This window comes from Pirellulales bacterium (assembly GCA_036490175.1).
Taxonomy (GTDB): Bacteria; Planctomycetota; Planctomycetia; order Pirellulales; family JACPPG01; genus JACPPG01.
The window spans coordinates 1-16805 of the sequence record DASXEJ010000149.1 but is presented as its reverse complement, the minus strand read 5'-3'; the positions used below and the strand labels follow the sequence as shown (position 1 = coordinate 16805).

Annotated in this window: 15 protein-coding genes; 3 read left to right on the top strand and 12 right to left on the bottom strand. The window is 62.0% G+C overall.

The features are described 5' to 3' along the window. Positions 1 to 37: 37 nt before the first annotated feature. Together VGG64_11660 and cobA are read right to left on the bottom strand one after the other, a co-directional pair. Positions 38 to 847, bottom strand: coding sequence for a hypothetical protein (locus VGG64_11660; GenBank protein ID HEY1600254.1), 810 nt, complete (start codon positions 845 to 847; stop codon positions 38 to 40). A 190-nt stretch (positions 848 to 1037) separates the two neighbouring features. Then, positions 1038 to 2546: a uroporphyrinogen-III C-methyltransferase gene (gene cobA, locus VGG64_11655; GenBank protein HEY1600253.1), complete on the bottom strand. Its 1509-nt coding sequence runs from the start codon at positions 2544 to 2546 to the stop codon at positions 1038 to 1040. Between the two features lie 272 nt (positions 2547 to 2818). On the opposite strand from cobA, the gene VGG64_11650 reads away from it, so the two are divergent. The 3 genes from VGG64_11650 (at position 2819) to coaD (ending at position 5311) form a co-directional block, all read left to right on the top strand. After that, entirely contained in the window at positions 2819 to 4249 is a 1431-nt protein-coding gene (locus VGG64_11650; protein ID HEY1600252.1) for a tetratricopeptide repeat protein, read from the top strand. Positions 4250 to 4320: 71 nt separating this feature from the next. After that, entirely contained in the window at positions 4321 to 4599 is a 279-nt protein-coding gene (gene rpsT, locus VGG64_11645; protein ID HEY1600251.1) for a 30S ribosomal protein S20, read from the top strand. Positions 4600 to 4810: 211 nt separating this feature from the next. After that, positions 4811 to 5311 (top strand): pantetheine-phosphate adenylyltransferase, encoded by a 501-nt coding sequence (gene coaD, locus VGG64_11640; GenBank protein ID HEY1600250.1) that lies wholly within the window; start codon positions 4811 to 4813, stop codon positions 5309 to 5311. Between the two features lie 30 nt (positions 5312 to 5341). On the opposite strand, the gene hisH is transcribed toward coaD, so the two are convergent. The 10 genes from hisH to VGG64_11590 all read right to left on the bottom strand — a co-directional run. Then, on the bottom strand, positions 5342 to 5965 hold the full coding sequence (hisH, locus tag VGG64_11635; protein ID HEY1600249.1) for an imidazole glycerol phosphate synthase subunit HisH: 624 nt from the start codon (positions 5963 to 5965) through the stop codon (positions 5342 to 5344). Positions 5966 to 6094: 129 nt separating this feature from the next. Beyond that, positions 6095 to 6922, bottom strand: a complete 828-nt coding sequence (locus tag VGG64_11630; protein HEY1600248.1) for an OmpA family protein — start codon at positions 6920 to 6922, stop codon at positions 6095 to 6097. Between the two features lie 169 nt (positions 6923 to 7091). Continuing rightward, on the bottom strand, positions 7092 to 7634 hold the full coding sequence (locus VGG64_11625) for a hypothetical protein (GenBank protein HEY1600247.1): 543 nt from the start codon (positions 7632 to 7634) through the stop codon (positions 7092 to 7094). Between the two features lie 91 nt (positions 7635 to 7725). Then, positions 7726 to 8703 (bottom strand): hypothetical protein, encoded by a 978-nt coding sequence (locus tag VGG64_11620; GenBank protein HEY1600246.1) that lies wholly within the window; start codon positions 8701 to 8703, stop codon positions 7726 to 7728. Between the two features lie 339 nt (positions 8704 to 9042). Next, positions 9043 to 10311, bottom strand: coding sequence for an A24 family peptidase (locus VGG64_11615; protein HEY1600245.1), 1269 nt, complete (start codon positions 10309 to 10311; stop codon positions 9043 to 9045). Positions 10312 to 10326: 15 nt separating this feature from the next. Further along, a complete protein-coding gene (locus tag VGG64_11610) occupies positions 10327 to 10863 on the bottom strand; it encodes a shikimate kinase (protein HEY1600244.1) in 537 nt (178 codons plus the stop codon). 9 nt (positions 10864 to 10872) lie between these two features. After that, positions 10873 to 12366 (bottom strand): shikimate dehydrogenase, encoded by a 1494-nt coding sequence (gene aroE, locus VGG64_11605; protein HEY1600243.1) that lies wholly within the window; start codon positions 12364 to 12366, stop codon positions 10873 to 10875. A 248-nt stretch (positions 12367 to 12614) separates the two neighbouring features. Next, the gene (gene mutL / locus VGG64_11600) at positions 12615 to 14570 is read right to left on the bottom strand and encodes a DNA mismatch repair endonuclease MutL (protein ID HEY1600242.1); all 1956 of its coding nucleotides are present in this window, start codon (positions 14568 to 14570) and stop codon (positions 12615 to 12617) included. An 84-nt stretch (positions 14571 to 14654) separates the two neighbouring features. Then, complete coding sequence (locus tag VGG64_11595; GenBank protein ID HEY1600241.1) at positions 14655 to 16058, bottom strand: sigma-54 dependent transcriptional regulator; 1404 nt, start codon at positions 16056 to 16058, stop codon at positions 14655 to 14657. Positions 16059 to 16167: 109 nt separating this feature from the next. Beyond that, positions 16168 to 16805, bottom strand: a 638-nt coding sequence (locus VGG64_11590) for an ATP-binding protein (protein ID HEY1600240.1), incomplete at its 5' end; no start/stop codon positions are given.

Here is a 16805-nt window from a genome sequence, read left to right as displayed (position 1 = left end):
CGCGACGCGTCCCGACATTGAGCCAATACGCCCGAAATCAAGCAGCCGCTTTGCGCAAGATCGAACACGCGGGCACCGTGACCTTCGGGCGAGACAGTCGAGCGGCTGTTTCCCCCATCGTTTGGGCCCGCAGGCGACCACGATCGGCATACGACGCTACCTGGCGGAGCACGGACGTTACCTGGTCGAAGGCGCGCGAGCCCTGATTATTGATCGCCATCAGGTCGACGTGCAGATGCGTGATGCCAGACTCGGCGACGGTGCGGTCGATGCAATTTCGCACTTGCCGGGCGCCTTCACGCGCCAGGTGTACGCCCTGGGGCATCTGCCACAACCCCCACCGCAGTTTTTGCGGCAACGTCAACGACCGCGCGGCCATCGGCAGCAACCAGCGATTCGCCAGCCGGAGAGCTGATGGACGAGCTAGGGTGCCGGTGTCGCCCATAGCGCAGACGGCAGTGACGCCATATTTCGCCAGTAGCTCGTGCTGCTGAGTCGACAGGTTGTCGGCAGCGAAGAGGGTGGTTGCACCGCACCCGGCGGCGCGCAAACGGACAATCTGTCGCCGTAGTTCCTCGCCCAATGACTGACGTCCCACGATCGTATCGCTACCACGAGCCGCACAGAGGGCCAGTTCTTGCCGCCCGCGCTGCGGAGAGACCTTTGCGGAGTATGGCCAATCCGCCGGGGAATGACTGATCCAGGTCGCTGCCAAGCCACATTCGGACAGAAATTGGGCGAAGCCCTCGACAGACTCCTCGCAGGTTCGCTGGGGCGCGGTCGTGTGGGTAGCAGCGTCGGTCGCGATAGAAAGTAGCAGAACGGCGGGCGAATGCGGCAACGACATATCCGGTCCCTTGTTGTCGAACAATCGAAAGAAATCATTCCGCCAAGAGAATCGTCGGCAATGACAGCATCACGACTCGAAGGAAATGCCACGCGTGGCAAAGCGGGCAAAACACGCGTGGTCTACCATCCGCAGGGCTGTCTGCCAGATGTGCCGGCTGCGGCTGCCCATTGGTGGCAGACTGTGCGGGTCAGGGAGCCAAGATGGCCTCGATCAGGCCCTCGGTCGTGAACTGCCTCGCCTCGGCCGCGACTTGAAATCCCAGCTCGCGCAGAGTCTGACTGGTAATGGGGCTAATGCTAGCCAGACGTGCTCGCCGCAGATCCGGGCCAAACATGGCGGCCAAAGACTTGGCGATCGCCGAGCTTGTGACCGTCACCCAGCCTACCTGCCCGGCGGCCAGCGCCTCGCGCACGTGCATGTCGGGCTGAACGATGTCGCGGCTTTCGTAGACGACCACCTGATCGACAATGGCTCCGGCCGTCCGCAATTGCTCAGCCAGGACTTCCCGTCCGCGGCTGGCCCGCGCCAATAGCACGCGTTGGCCACGTACACGGTCTGCCAACGACTGCGCTAGTTCTTCAGCCCGATAGGCGGGCGGAACGAGTTGCGCGCGCAACGAATATCGTGCCAGCTCGGCGGCGGTGGCGGGGCCGATGGCGGCAAGATTCACGCCGGCCAGCTGGCGGACATCTCCATGGGCCAGGACGTGATCGAGCAAATGCTTGACGCCGTTGGCGCTTGAGAAAACCAACCACTGGTAATCGGGCATCCGGGCCAGCGCCGCGTCGACCGGAGCCCAGTCCGCTGGCGGAGTAATTTGGATCGCCGGCTGCACGATCACGTCGGCCCCGAGTTCGATCAGTCGTGCGCAGAGCGTATCGGCCTGCGCCTCGGGCCGAGTGACCATAATCTGCTGACGAAACAAGGGCCGTTCCGTAAACCACTCGGCGACGGGCTCTGCCGCCGCGACATCCCCCACGATCGTGATGACTGGCGGCCGCACTTTTTGATCGTGGATCACTGCAGCCACTTCACCCAGCGTGGTACGGATCGTCGATTGGTCGGGCCAACTACACCGCCGTACCACCGCGACCGGAGTCTGGGGCGATTTGCCGCCGCGCACAAGCGCTCCGCTCCACGACTCGACTTTGGTAATGCCCATGTAGAAGACCAGGGTTCCGGGAAACGTGGCCAGTGCCGTGTAGTCCAGCGCAGGCTGTTGCTTGTCGTCATTTTCATGACCTGTTACCAGCGCCACAGCCGACGCCACGTCCCGGCTCGTGAGGGGAACGCCGGCATAACTCGCGGCCGCCAGGGCAACGGTGATGCCGGGGACGATTTCGAAGGAAACCCCGGCGGCAGTAAGCGCGGCGCACTCTTCGGTCGCCCTGGCAAAAATCAAGGGATCGCCCCCCTTAAGCCGCACCACCGTCTGGCCGGCCTGCGCGGCAGAGATCATGCGCTGGTTGACTTCGTCCTGCGACATGATTCGCCCGTGACCGTGGCGACCCAGGCATTCGAGCGCGGCGTCTCGTGACGCGTGCACGAGCACGTGCGGGTTAACGAGATAGTCGTACAGCACCAAATCCGCTCGCCGTAGGCACTCGGCCCCGCGCAATGTCAACAGCCCCGGATCGCCCGGTCCGGCGCCGACGAGATAGACCTTGCCAGCCGTAGCTACTGTGGAGTGGGCCATGCTTGCAAGTTGTGTCGTGGGGACGTGTTGCTAGAATAGAACGAGCAGTAATGGGGGACGACGTCCGCCACCTAATGTCGATCTTAGGCCGTGGGGAGCGGGCGTCCCAGTCGTATCGGCTCAGATCTCGTTGCCGTAGAGCGGCAGCCGCGGATTTTTTCTCCGGGCACTGATGGGCCAGGGGACCCCGAACGACCGAGAAGCCGATCCTCCGTATAATCCCTTCGACACAAGCACGTTCCCTGGCACGCACTTTCCCGCGTACGCAGCCGATGGCCGAACAACCGCCAAAACCCGGCCCCCAGCCGATGTCTCCCGAGAAGCGCCGCCGCTTGCAGCAGTGCTTCGAGCATGGCAGCAAAAGCGCGTCCGGAGGCAACTACGACTACGCCACAGAGCTGTTCACGCAATGCGTGAAAGGGGATCCCGGCAACCTGATCTACACGCAGAACTTTCTGGGTAATCTGCAAAAAAAATATAACAACAACAAAAAAGGGAGCAAACTCGCGGGCCTCAAGGGGGCCACGGTCAAAGGTTCGATCACCAAGACCGGCATGCAAAAGGACTGGGTCGGGGTGATCACCAATGGCATGGAGATGCTCAAGCTCAATCCGTGGGATCTTGCCACGCTCAAAGCGATGGGGAATGCCTGCGAGCAGTTGCAATTCGACGAATGCCAACTGGCCTACCTGAAGCTGGCCTTGGACGTTGATATCGCGGATGCCGACGTCAATCGATTGAACGCCCGCGCGCTGGGGCGGTTGGGGCGATTCGACCAGGCGATCGTCTGTTGGACGCGCGTGCTGAAGGCCTCGGGCCGTGACGAAGAGGCCAGCCGGGCGATCGCCAACCTGACCGTCGAAAAGACGATCCATCGCGGCGGCTACGAAGATGCCGAATCCAGTACCGAAGTGATGGTCGACAAGAATCAGCAAGCCGATCGCCAAGGTATGGGCGCGCCGAAGCTGACGCCCGAACAACAGCTGGAAAAGGCGATTGGCAAAGACCCCACGAACCTTGCCAACTACTCGGAATTGGCAGACCTGCACCTGCGCCACGATCGGCTGGAACAGGCCGAACAGGTACTCACGAAAGCGCTCGCCGCCGCGGGCGGAGAAATCTCGATTCGCGAGCGTCTGGAAGATGTGCAATTGCGCCGCGCACGCGCACAGCTCGAGGTTGCTCAGAAGCGGGCGCAGGCGGAAAAAACCGAAGAGGCCGTCAACCTGTGGCGGCAAATGAACGAAGGGCTCAATCGAACCGAGCTCGAGGTTTACCGCAGCCGTTCGGACCGGTATCCCGACAATGCCAGCCTGAAGTTCGAGTTGGCTGTGCGCTTGCAGCGTCTGAAAAACTACGCCGAAGCGATCAAGATGTATCAGTTGGCCGGCGCTGACACCAAGCGCAAAGGGGTCATTTCGCTCTCGCTGGGGCAATGCTTTCAGGCCATCAACCAGTTCAAGCTCGCCATGAGCAACTACGAGCGGGCCGTGGCCGAAACGCCCGAGCGAGAGCCCGAGCAGCGGAAAGTGGCCCTGTATCATGCCGGCCGGCTGGCCTTATACTTGAAAAACCTCGATTCGGCCGAAAAACACCTGACTGAACTGGCGGGGCTGGATTTCGGCTATAAGGATGTGGCGACACTCCTAGACAAACTGAACAAATTCAGGGAAAATGGTGACGCTTCCGGCGCGTCGCCGTGAAATCCACGTGGTCGTCGGCGGCTTTGTCGCCACAGCGGCCCCCCTTTTGAGATCCGGACACCAGTCACCGTATGCCGACTACAAAAAGCGCCAAAAAGCGTCTCCGTCAGAACCTGGAACGTCGTGCTCGCAATCGGGCCGCACGGAGCATCCTGAAATCGCACGTTCGCAAGGTACGCGAGTCGATCGTGGCGGCCGACGTGGCAGCCGCCAGCACCGCGCTGCAGGTAGCAGCCCGGAAGCTCGATCAGGCCGTATCGGGTGGCGTTATTCATGCCAATGCTGCCGCTCGCTTGAAATCCCGCCTGTCAGCCGCCATCAAGGCAGCCAAGGCCAAGAAGAGCAGCTAGGTGCTGGCCGTCGCACAAGGCCGCTAAGCGCGGCTGGCACAGGCCGGGGCATTTCTTGCAGTTATCCTGCGGGCGCACGCGTGCGCCGAGCTAAGCTTGCATGGGCTCTGGGATTTTCGCCGCACGGCGTTTGCAATTGGTTCCTGGCGCGGCCATGATCGAAGAGCCGTTCTGGCGAGTATCGGCCCACCATTCCCTGCGGTAGCCCCCCATGTCGCTCAGCGATTCACGGATCGCCGTCTACACCGGCTCGTTCGACCCCATTACGCTCGGACATCTCAATGTCATCGAACGTGCCAGCCGGTTGGTAGACCGGCTGATCGTGGGCATCGGCGTCAATGCGGGCAAGGACCCGCTGTTCACCCGCGAAGAACGGGTCGAGTTGGTACGTCACACCACCCAGCGGTTCCCCAATGTCGAAGTGCAGGAGTTCGCTGGCCTGGCAGTGCACTTCGTGCGGAAGTGCGGCGCTCGGGTCATGATTCGCGGCGTCCGGCCGCTAACGGACCTGGAGACCGAAATCACGATGATGATGGCCAATCGACAGCTCGATCCAGGACTGGAAACCGTCGTGCTGTTGGCCGACGCCGAGTTCGCGCATGTCTCCAGCTCGCTGATCAAACAGATCGCGCCGCTCGCCGGGGACGACGAACTGGCCCGCTTCGTGCCCACCGAGGTGATCGCCGCACTGCGGCGCAAATTGGCCACCTAAGGCTGCGCCACGTCACAATTCTAATTGCCCTTACCGCATCGCCAGCGCCGGCAGTCCTGCGAAATTACGCAAAATCTGCAATCCTTCGTGCTGGCTCTTTTCGGGATGGAATTGCGTCGCGAAGACGTTGTCACGCCACACGACGGCGGCAAAAGGCTCAGGATAGTTGGCCTCGGCGGCGACCACAGTGCGATCTTGCGGCACGGCGTAATAAGAGTGCACGAAGTACATGTAAGGCGAATCGCTCAGGCCTTCCAGGATGGGAGTCGGCCTGCGGACGGCCAACTGATTCCATCCCATGTGCGGCACCTTGTAACCGGCCGGGGGCGTGAAAAGTACGACTTCGCCGGCCAAGATTCCCAGCCCCTCGTGCCGGCCCCCTTCGTAGCTGACATCGAAGAGCAACTGCAACCCTAGACAGATTCCCAGGAACGGGCGGCCCGAGGCGGCCGCTTGGCGAACCGGCTCGACGAGACCACGGGCTCGTAATTCGTGCATGGCGTCTTCGAAGGCCCCCACGCCAGGCAGAATCACACGATCGGCCGAGAGGATCTGCTCCGGATCGCTGGTAATGGTGGCCGCATGGCCGACCTTCTCAAAGCCCTTTTGCACGCTTCGCAGATTGCCCATGCCGTAGTCGATGATCGCGATCATAGGTGCCGTGGCAAGTTGCCGCTAAAGGGTGGGAACAAAGAAATTGGTGGGGCCGTGGGAAGCGCGCGGGTCAGCGGGCATCTCGAGGGACAGTCGGCCTTGGGGGCAGGTTCGCCGCCAGGCTCGATTCTAACGTGGCGTGACGCGCTCGGGATAGATGACCAGCTCGACCCGGCGGTTGCGCTCTTTGCCAACCGGAGTACCGTTAGAGACGATGGGGTGGTTCGGGCCGTGCCCCACCACGAACAGCTGGCTGGTCTGAATGCGCGATCTCAGGGTCAGGTAATCGTACACCGCCATCGCCTCGCCCACGGATAGCTGATGGTTGTTCATCCACCGGCCCGCGCTACCCGGATCGTTGTCGGTATGCCCTTCGATTCCCACGATCTGGTTGGGATAGAGGCGGACCACGTCGGCGGCGATGGTATCCAGCATTGCCCCTGCCTCGGGCAATAGTTTGGCAGTGCCGGGCGAAAACAATTTCGAGCTAGGGAGCTCAACCCTGACGACGTCGCCATCCTGGCGCACTTGCACGCCCGGAATATCAATCGCCGGCAGTTGGCTGCGCAGGCTGCTATTGGCTGTGATCTTGGCGCCGGCCTGAGGCTTGTTCGAGGCGGTCCAAGCTTCGACGCGTTTGTCGTCGGGGGGCGTTTGCTCTTTCATCTTGGTCAGCTGAGATGTGGCGCTTCCCAACTGGTCGCGCACGGCGACCAATTGATCTTCGAGCAGACGCGATTGCTGCTGCGACTGACCGAGCATCGTCTGCAATTCTTGATTGTCCTTATCGAGCGATGCGGCGCGGCCTTGCAACTCGGTATTTCGCTGGGCGAGCGCAATCTGCTGTTGCTGCAACGATTGCACCTGACTTTGAAGGCCTATCGAGTTTTGCGCGCAGCCGCCCACGGCGGTCAGCCACAAGACCCATAGCCAGCGCGCACGTGCGATTGCTCGCATGGCGGCTTTCTCCAAAGATCGAGCGTGAAAAGGAAAGAGACGCGACAGATGTGATCCGGACGACACGACGCTGTACGGACGGTACCCGCTGGTACGAATGCAGGGCCCACGAGCAAATTTTCGCTCGTCGTCGAGCGCCCGGCAAGCGCGGGATGGTAGCTAGGGGCGATTAGCGACACAAGGCCAGTTGCGCTGCGCAGGAGCGCGACCGATCGGACGCTAGCAGTACATCGATCAAGGGATCTCGATCGGGATACCGCCCGTAGAAGCGCTTGATGTAATTGCGATGCCAGCGACGGCTTGCATGCGGTACCCAGCCCCAGCGAGATAAGAGCCGCTGCGAGATTCGCGCTGTGGCTACGTCGCACAGCAAGGCATCACTCCCTTTGAGCCGGGCGATCTCCTCCAGCAAAACGAGCGCCCCGCGCGCGGTCGCCAGCGTGGTGTGCCGGGCCGAGATCACGTAATCCAGCACCAGGAAGCCCCGGCAGCGGCGCGGCTGACGATAGTACAGCCAGCAGTGGTTGCCCTCGCGCAGTCGATGGGCCAGCCGCCCCCACAAGCAGGCTTCAATCCGCGATGCACGCCGTGCGAAGGGCCGAATGCGGATGCCGACCAGCCGTTCGTCGCGCACTTCGATCACGCCGTACGTGCCGCTACGCAAGGCGTCCGCCTGTTGGCTCCAGTCGGTTACGACAGTGCTCGAGAACATCCGCCCGTCCCCACCAAGTAAAAGCAGCCTGCGGGGCCGATCAAGGGCCACCGCAGGCTGCCGTATGCTCACTGAAAAAACCGTATCACGCTTAGTAGGAGACCGGTCCTCGGTGCTCCGGCATGCCCGCACCTTCCGGCCGGCTTTCGGCGTTCCCGTTGGAACCTGTCGACTCAGCACCACCAAGTTGCTCGGGTTCTTCATCCCCTGCGGCGGCCGAATACAGGGCAAACGACGGCGCCTTTGGATCGATGGGCCGGGTGAAGTTCACGGCAATGCCCTCGCCCTCGGCGACCTCGACATTGGCGTCGCGCTTGTTCTCCCGACCGTTGTCTTGCCAAACGGTTTGCACTTCGAACTTTTCGGGCTTGCCGCCTTCGGCGAACTCAGGCGTAAAGAGAACGCGGTGCGTCCCTTCGCCCTTTACCAGTTGGCCGTTCAGGTAAACCTGAGCATCCCTGTTCGGCAAGGCGAGATGGATGGCGCCACGGGCGTCGAGCGTGTCTTCTTCCGATTCGCCCGTCTCTTCTTCCGAGTTGTTCGATGCGAGCTGGCTGTTGCCGGCTGTGGTGTCTTCTTCGTTGTCCTCTTCGCCCGACATGTTGCTGTCGTCGACGTCACCGTTGCTGGCCAACATGCCACCATTCATTCCGCCATTGCCGAGCAAGGGCGCCGAGATAGGCTGATTCGCGCCGTAGCTGCCCCAGCCACCGTATGGCGTTCCCCAAGCGCCCAAGCCGTAGCCGGCCAAGCCAGCGCCGAGGCCCGTTCCCCATCCGCCGCCCCAGCCGCCTAGGCCACCCAAACCAGCGCCACCCCAGCCGCCTCCGCCCCAACCACCGTAGCCGCCATAGCCGCCGCCGTGGTGATGGTGGTGATGATGATGGTGCGAGGCATGATGGCTATGGTGATGGCCGCCATGGTGTCCACCGTGATGCCCGCCGTGATGGCCGCCACCATGGTGACCGCCGCCGTGACCACCGCGGGCCACGACTCGATCCGCCATCAGAAGGACGCATGCACTGACGACCGCCACACTCGCAAACAAACGAATCCCACGAGCAACCATGGTTGGCTCTCCCCTCGGTGAACGCATAAATGTGCACGGCGACGTGCCGCGCGGGCATGTTGAGATTTGGCCGAACCACGTGACGCGATGCGGCAGCCTCATGCCAAATCTATGGCGTGTTATGGGGCGGGGCGGCTAGAAATGGCGGTTTTCCATCCCACAGGCCGGCAGAACTCCTACATTCATGCCAAACCTCGGGACACCCCTGTCGCAGGGCATGTCGTGCCGGCTGTGGTCGCTCGAAAGAGACTGTGGCGGCGCGAGATGGATACCGCGCTCGCTTTGTCGGCGGGTGGCTTCACGCGTTCCGACCGCGAGAAACGTGGCTACTGTCAGTGGCTATTCGCCGCTGTCGAAGCCGCCGCGGATCGTCCGCCAAACACGCAAGAGCATCGCCAACATTACCAGGCACACCGCCAGCGCCGTAGGCACCAACCAGGGCAGATCGTACAGCGGCATGGCCCAGTGCCAGACGGGTCCCCACTTGAGAACGACCACGAGCGCTGCCAGGCACAGAAACGGGCCGTAGGGAATCACGTTGTCGCGGTACGCGAACCACTGGATCAAGCCGACGACAAGCCCCGCCAAAGGCGCGAGAAAAAAGACAATCGGCCCAGTCTGCCATCCGAGGAAGCTACCGATCATCGCCATCAGCGTAACATCGCCAAAGCCCATCGCTTCGCGGCCGAGCGCCCAGCCAGCGGCGACACGCACGGCCCAAATCAAAGCGCCCCCCATCGCCATGCCGACCAAAGCACTCAATAGGCCGAGCCATCGATCACCGCCTAGCCACCAGGTGCATCCGATTCCGCAAACGCCGGCCACGGCACATAGCAGGACGACGATGCTCATGGGATCCCGTTTCCAACCGGCCCACAACATTCGTAGGGCAAACGCCCAACCGCGATTCGTCTTTCCGCGCCACGGCAGCAGCGCCAGGCACCACAAAGCGAAGCACGTTAAGCCAACGACCAGCCAGGTTGACTGCGCCGCAGGCGCAAGAATCGCTTGGGCGTCGTTCGGGCTTGCCAGATTGAGGAAGGAAACCTTGGGAGCTTGCTTGCCGGCCACGACAACGGGCAATAACGTGTGTGGCCAAACAGCCGCGATAGCCAGCCACAGCAACGTGCCCGGTATCGTGATCAGGTCTGGAATCGTTTGTTCATCGACGTCAACCAGCGAAGCGGCAAGCATGAAGGCAATCAGGACAACGTGGCTCAAGAACCCGGCACGTAAAACCGCCAGATCGGCAGCATCGGGAATAAAGCCCGCCGGCGCAAGCGTCTGGAGCAGCGCGGCCTGGTCAATCTCCCACCAATAAAGCGCAGGAATGACGATCGCCAAAATAACTTCGACGAACAACGGGCGCCAGCCGCTGGGGCCGGAACATGGATCGTCGCTACGCCGCGCGCGCCAGGCACCCATGATGGGCAACCATGCGAGCGAACGCTGATTAACTGTTGCCTTTTTTTGGCGGTGTCGCGGTGTGGAGGCAGCGGTAGCAACGGGCGGATGCGCGCGCACCAACCACCAGGCAACCCAATTAGCCAGTTGCGCGAGCGTGGCGCCCGCGACCAACAATAACAGCCAACGGATGGCAAGCGGCATGAGTACGAAGGAGCGTTACTTCCCCTCCTGACCGCAGTTGGAAAGATTTCCGCGCGACAGGATCTCGGCGGCGACCTCATCCGGCGAACGATCGTCGGTCACCACCTCGAACGCAGCGCAAGCCCGATACAACGGAGTTCGTGCGGTGAGCAATTGCCGAATCTCGTCCTCGCCCCCGGCGAGCAGAATGGGACGTTGCGATGCGGTGACATCGTCCGCGGCCAGCCGGGTTTGGATCGTATCGACATGCGCCGTGAGCCAGACCACCAGACCGGCGGTAGCAAGGAGCTGCCGATTGTCGGGCCGCACCACCATACCCCCCCCGGCGGCGATCACGGTGCGATCGCGATGTATGAGTTCGGCCAGGACGATCGATTCCCAATCGCGAAATGCGCTTTCGCCGCCATCGGCGAAGATGGTAGCAATCGAGCGGCCCGCCCGCAGCTCGACTTCCACGTCGCAGTCGACCCAATCCCACGCAAGTGCCCGCGCCAGGTGCCGCGCTACGGTCGTCTTGCCGGTGCCGCGATAGCCTATTAGTACGAGATTCATAGGCGGCGGTTAGAACTTGGCCGGTCCGATGGCGCGCCGCAAGACGTCGCGCATCAAATCCGCCGGTGCATCGCTTCCCGTGAACAGCTTGAATTGCAGGGCCGCCTGCCGAATGAACATCTCCAAGCCAGTTACCACGGTGCAACTACGAGCACGTGCGTCTTTGACTAAAAGCGTGCTTTCGGGATTGTAGACCGTGTCGAAGACGAGCATCGACGGTTTCAAATGATGCTTCTCGTAGGGCGTTTCATCCACGTTGGGGTGCATTCCCAGCGGCGTGCAATTCACCAGAACATCGACTAAATAATTATGCCGCGCCGACCAGTCGACGGCGCGACAGCCGACAACCTTCGCCAAGGCGTCGGCACGTTGACTGGTGCGGCTGGCCAATACCACCTCGGCCCCGCGACGTACCAGCCCGAAGGCGATCGCGCGGGCCGCGCCGCCGGCGCCGAGCACCAGCGCCGTTTTGCCTTGCAGAAAGCGTCCCGAGGCGCTCGCCTCGTCCAGCTCCAAGGCGGCGACAATGCTGTCCATCGCCGCCCGATAATCGGTGTTGAAGCCCGACAGCTCCCCTTTTTCGAACAGAATCGTGTTGGCGGCCCCCACGCCGCGAACGGCGCCGTCGATCTTGCCAAGCCGCTTGAGCACAGTCTCTTTATGGGGAATCGTGATGCTCAATCCGCGAATACCCAACTCGGCCGCATCATCGAGGAAACTGCCCAGATCTTCCCGCGGAATGCGGAAGGGCAAATAAACCTTAGGCATTTTCGCCTGTTGAAAGGCGGCGTTATGGATCAGCGGACTGAGGCTGTGGGCGATGGGATCGCCGATCACCCCGTATAGCTCTGTCTCGGGGGTAATATCGTCATAGTGATAGATCTCGCGCATCTGCTGAAAGCTGAGCTGCCCGGGAGCCAACGTCCGCTCGTGATGAAACGTGGCGTAGCTGAAAGGCGCGCCAAAGCGCCCAATCAGCAGGCGGGACGGCGTGCCGATGTCACCCATACAGAATGCCACTGTCGGAATCTTGCTATCGCGCACCAACCGCAGCATGCGCAGATTGTCGTGCGGGTGATTGGCGAGTGTGGCGATCTTGATGATGTCGGGGTCGAGCGCGGCCAGTCGGGCATGAATCTGTGCCAGGTCCTCGGGAGTCTTGCGGAAATCGTGGTGACTGATAACGCGCTTCGTTCGGCCGTAGCGGGGAATCTTGGCGGCGATGTCTTCTTCCAGGTCGACGTATTCGACCTGTTCGGCAATCGCGGTGCGGAGCAGCATCACGCGTGCTTCTTCGGTGCCGCTGAATTTGCCGCCGTCTTGCTGACGACGGATGGTGACGATGATCGGACAAGGCCGATCGGGCAGCACCCGCTTAAGATTGACCTGGCCGTTGATGTAGTCGAGCCGCAACTCGACCATCTCGGCCCCCTGGTCGACCAGGTGCTTATGCTCGGCGATGACGTGACGGTGCCGACCGCGGCCAATGCTGACACAGATCATAGGAACTCGGCCGCGTGCTGGGCAGGAAAGTGGTGTTCGTCCGAACACGGCGCCGACATGGCGCCGCATTTCAATTCTCGTAAACTTCGGATCCTCATCACCGGGCGCGTTGTTAAGCTTCCGTCGCCAGGGATGCGTTACTCATTGGTAGCAGCGCAACCCCCTGCTGGACACCACGGTGGAACTCTCCATTATAGAACCTTGCCGGCCGTGCCGCAGGGCCACGCCGGGGACAGTCACCCCGTACTTTACGTCCTCATGAATTGCCGATCGAGTTCCTCGCGCGTGAAGACCAGCGCCGTGGGCCGGCCGTGGGGACAGTGATGGGTATCCTGGGCGAGATGCCGCTGGGCGAGCAGTTCGGCAATTTCCTCGGGCGTCAGCCGGTCGCCGGCCTTTACCGCGGCCTTGCACGACATCATGTGCAGCAGTTCGTCGAGCATATCGCGCCGCTCGGGGGCCCGCGCCCCGGTGACCAACTGGTCCAAAACATCGCGCAACAATTCCGCAGGACTCACGCCGCTGAGCATCGCCGGATAGCTGGAGACGAGCACAGTTGCGCCCCCGAACGGTTCCACGCGTAGTCCCAACTGGGCCAACAGCTCGCGTTGCTCGATTGCTGCCGCGGCTTCGGCCGGCCCGAGGTCCACCGGTTCGGGGACCAGCAGGCTCTGCGTTTCCAAGGCTCCGGCCAAGACCTTCGCCCGCAATTGCTCGTAGAGGATCCGTTCGTGTAAGGCATGCTGGTCGATGACCAGCACCCCTTCGGCGCTCTCGGTGATCAAATAGCGGTTATGTATCTGCACTGCCGGCGCCAGAGAAGCAGACGCAAGCGAGTCTGAGCGTGGTGCGGCTGCGAATGCCGCCAGGTCGGAGTGCAGGTTCCAGGATGGCGCAACGGCCGAGGGGGACGTCGGTGCGAAGCCCATGTTGGATGAGGGTGTTGTACTACCATCGGTCGGTTCCAATTCTTCGGCGCCGCGGGCCGGTTCCCAATGGCGCCGCAGGGAGTGCATGCCGAGTGGCGGAAGCTCGCCGCTCGTGGTCACATCTGCCTGAGCGACGGAGGTTGGCTGGTGGGTCTCTGCACGCACGGCAAGCTCGGTCTTGGCCCAATCGACGAACGAATTACCGGCGGCTGGTTGCAAGCTGGCTACCGTTGCGGCGCCGCTAGTGGCCGGTGTCGCGCCTGGGGCGGAGAGCGTGTGGGTCAAATCGGTGGTGAGAAACTTCGTGCGGATGGTGCCGAGCAGCTGGCTGTAGAGCCGGCCACCATCCTGGAATCGCACTTCCAGCTTCGTCGGATGTACGTTCACGTCCACCATGTCCGGTGGCATGTCAAAGCACAAGAACGAGATCGGGTACCGTCCGGTCAGCAACAGGCCGCGGTAGGATTCGGCGAGTGCGTGCTGCAAGGCGCGGTCGCGTACATAGCGGCCGTTGAGAAACAGGTACTGCATGCGGGCGCTGGTGCGGCTGTGACTTGGATGCGCGACGTATCCTGCCAATCGCACCGGCGCGTCTTCACTTTCGATCCACAACAGATTTTCGGCCAGTTCCGGCCCAAAGAAGCTCTGGATCCGCTCCCGCCACTCGGGACTGGGGGGCAGATCGTAGATCAGACGGTTGTTATGGCGCAGCGCAAAATGAACATGCGGACTCGCCAAGGCCAAACGGGTGAACGCTTCGGTCACATGCCCCATCTCGGTCTGCGTCGAACGGAGAAACTTCCGCCGGACAGGCGTGTTGACAAACAGGTTGCGGACTTCCACGATCGTGCCGCAGGGACAGCCGCAGGGAACTACCGGGCACGGCGTGCCGGTGCTCACCTCCAATTCAGAGCCGGCCGTGGATTCGGCTTGCCGGCTGCGGATCGTGAAATGGCTGACCTCGGCGATCGAGGCCAAGGCCTCGCCGCGAAACCCCAGAGTGCGGACGCGAAACAAATCATCGGCCGAGGCGAGTTTGCTGGTGGCGTGACTTGCCACGGCCAGCGGTAGCTCGTCGGCAGGGATACCGCCGCCGTCGTCGACCACGCGCACCAGTTCCATGCCCCCCTGCTCGAGCGCAACTTCGACCCGGGTGGCGCCGGCATCGAGAGCGTTCTCGACCAGCTCCTTCACGACGCTCGCCGGGCGTTCGATAACTTCGCCCGCGGCAATCTTGTTAATCACGCTGGCGGACAGTTGTCGAATCGTGGCCATAAGAATCCGTTCGGCGCGGACGTGTCCAGGGGGCGAGGTGGCAATCGCAACGCCGCCATGACCTAAGAACGAGCGTCCCTGCGACTACAGGTTGTATTCCTTGATCTTGCGATACAGCGTCCGCTCGCCAATGCCGAGCATTTCGGCCGCTTCTTCGCGATTGCCGCCGGTCAGTTTCAGAGTCTCGGCAATGCACAGTCGCTCGACTTCCGTGAGCGGCTTGCCAATTAGGCTACCGAGACTGTCCCCAACAAGCTCTGCCGCGGCGTCGGGCGGCCCGGCCAACTCGGCCGGTAAATCGTCGACATCGAGCACCCCATCGTAGTCGACAACGACCATGCTTTCTACGACGTTGCGCAATTGCCGCACATTGCCCGGCCAGTCGAAGGCCATCAATCGGCGCCGCGCGGTCGTCGACATGCTGCGGATCGGCTTGTCGTGACGCTTGGCGAATTGCTTGATGAAATGTTCGATCAAAAGCGGAATATCCTGGCTACGCTCGACCAGCCGCGGCAACACGACCGTGACCACCTTGAGGCGGTGATACAAATCGCTGCGAAATGCACCGGCCTGTATTTGCTTTTCCAGGTTGCGATTCGTGGCCGATAGAATACGAACGTTGACCTTGATTGGGTCATTCGAGCCTACCCGCGTGATCTCGCTATTCTCCAGCACCCGCAAGAGCTTGATCTGCGTGGCCAGCGGCATATCGCCAACTTCGTCCAGAAACAACGTTCCGCCGTTGGCGTATTCGAACTTGCCGATCCGATCGGTCGAGGCGTCGGTGAAGGCTCCCTTCACGTGGCCGAACAACTCGCTCTCCAGGATATTCTCACTGAGCGCGGCGCAATTGAGGGCCACAAAAGCTTTGTTCTTACGAGGGCTGTTCTGGTGGATCGCCTGGGCGACCAACTCCTTGCCAGTGCCGGTCTCACCCTGGATCAGCACGCTGGCGTTAGTGGGAGCGATCCGCTTCAGTAGCTGGATCACCTCGTTCATGCGGGGACTGGTGCCCACCACGCCCTCGAAGCCGAAACGCTCGTCCAGCCGCCGGTGCAGATCGGCGTTGGTGCGCCGCAAGCGCAGATTGGCGGCCGCGTTTTCCGTCACGGCCCGCAACTGGCCCAGGTCGAGAGGCTTCAACAGGTAGCTGTAAGCACCTTGCTGCATGGCCGCCACGGCCGAAGGCACGGTGCCGTGCCCGGTGACCAGGATGACCTCGGCGTCGGGCAGATTTTCTTTGGCCCGCTTGAGTATTTCGAGTCCGTCGACGTCGTTCATGACCAGGTCGGTAATGACGATGTCAAAGGTATTTTCTTCAATGAGCGCCGCCCCACGGTTGCCGCTGGTGGCAATCGTCATGTCGTAACCGACGCGCTCGAGGCTCTCGGCCACGGCTGCGGCATGGGCGGCATCATTGTCGACGATCAATACACGGACCGGGATCGGGGTCGTGTCCAAAACGTCTACAGGCTTCGTGGCAACCATGTGTCCGATAATACAAAACCGGTCCTCAGGCGGCCACTGGGGGAACCCGAACGTCGCGCGAGGATGGCGTGCCCACGACCTGCCGCCGCAAGGGACCTTTTTCTAACTGCTACTTACTGCCGTCAAGGACAGCCAATCGCGGCGGGACGGGCAGTTCCATGGTGAACTGCGTACCGCGGCCGGGCTCACTTTCGACCCGAATGCTGCCGCCGTGGGCCTCGACGATTTTGCGGGCGATCGGCAATCCCAGGCCCGACCCGCCAGACTTGGTGGAATAAAACGCTTGAAAAACCTTGGATCGCGTCCGCTCGTCCATGCCGCCGCCCGTATCAATCAGATGCAAGGCGACACCGCGGGGCGTGGCCTCGGTACTGACGACGAGTTGCCCTCCGGCGGGCATCGCCTGCTGGGCGTTGATCACCAGGTTCCACAAAGCGCTCTGAAAGGTCTCGCGATCCAACAGCACACCCGGCAGATCGGACTGCAAATACGACACGACTTCGATTTTGGCTTCCTCGGCTTTGGGGCGGAAGAAGTCGAGCAACCGCTTTACTTCCTCGTTGAGATAAGAGAATTCCAGCCGCGGCTTGCGCACTCTTGCGAAGGTAAGGAAATCGTTGAGCAAGTCCTGTAGCCGCTGGCACTCGCGTTGCACGACGGCGATTTTTGCCAGTGCGCGGCGGCTCCGCGGCGACTCGTCCTGGGCCAGATCCTCGGCCAAAAGCTCGATGTTGAGGCCGATCGTAG

Bases quoted from the DNA above. Each gene is read 5' to 3' on its own strand.
- VGG64_11660 (HEY1600254.1), bottom strand. From the start codon at position 847: ATGTCGTTGCCGCATTCGCCCGCCGTTCTGCTACTTTCTATCGCGACC.
- cobA (HEY1600253.1), bottom strand. From the start codon at position 2,546: ATGGCCCACTCCACAGTAGCTACGGCTGGCAAGGTCTATCTCGTCGGC.
- VGG64_11650 (HEY1600252.1), top strand. From the start codon at position 2,819: ATGGCCGAACAACCGCCAAAACCCGGCCCCCAGCCGATGTCTCCCGAG.
- rpsT (HEY1600251.1), top strand. From the start codon at position 4,321: ATGCCGACTACAAAAAGCGCCAAAAAGCGTCTCCGTCAGAACCTGGAA.
- coaD (HEY1600250.1), top strand. From the start codon at position 4,811: ATGTCGCTCAGCGATTCACGGATCGCCGTCTACACCGGCTCGTTCGAC.
- hisH (HEY1600249.1), bottom strand. From the start codon at position 5,965: ATGATCGCGATCATCGACTACGGCATGGGCAATCTGCGAAGCGTGCAA.
- VGG64_11630 (HEY1600248.1), bottom strand. From the start codon at position 6,922: ATGCGAGCAATCGCACGTGCGCGCTGGCTATGGGTCTTGTGGCTGACC.
- VGG64_11625 (HEY1600247.1), bottom strand. From the start codon at position 7,634: ATGTTCTCGAGCACTGTCGTAACCGACTGGAGCCAACAGGCGGACGCC.
- VGG64_11620 (HEY1600246.1), bottom strand. From the start codon at position 8,703: ATGGTTGCTCGTGGGATTCGTTTGTTTGCGAGTGTGGCGGTCGTCAGT.
- VGG64_11615 (HEY1600245.1), bottom strand. From the start codon at position 10,311: ATGCCGCTTGCCATCCGTTGGCTGTTATTGTTGGTCGCGGGCGCCACG.
- VGG64_11610 (HEY1600244.1), bottom strand. From the start codon at position 10,863: ATGAATCTCGTACTAATAGGCTATCGCGGCACCGGCAAGACGACCGTA.
- aroE (HEY1600243.1), bottom strand. From the start codon at position 12,366: ATGATCTGTGTCAGCATTGGCCGCGGTCGGCACCGTCACGTCATCGCC.
- mutL (HEY1600242.1), bottom strand. From the start codon at position 14,570: ATGGCCACGATTCGACAACTGTCCGCCAGCGTGATTAACAAGATTGCC.
- VGG64_11595 (HEY1600241.1), bottom strand. From the start codon at position 16,058: ATGGTTGCCACGAAGCCTGTAGACGTTTTGGACACGACCCCGATCCCG.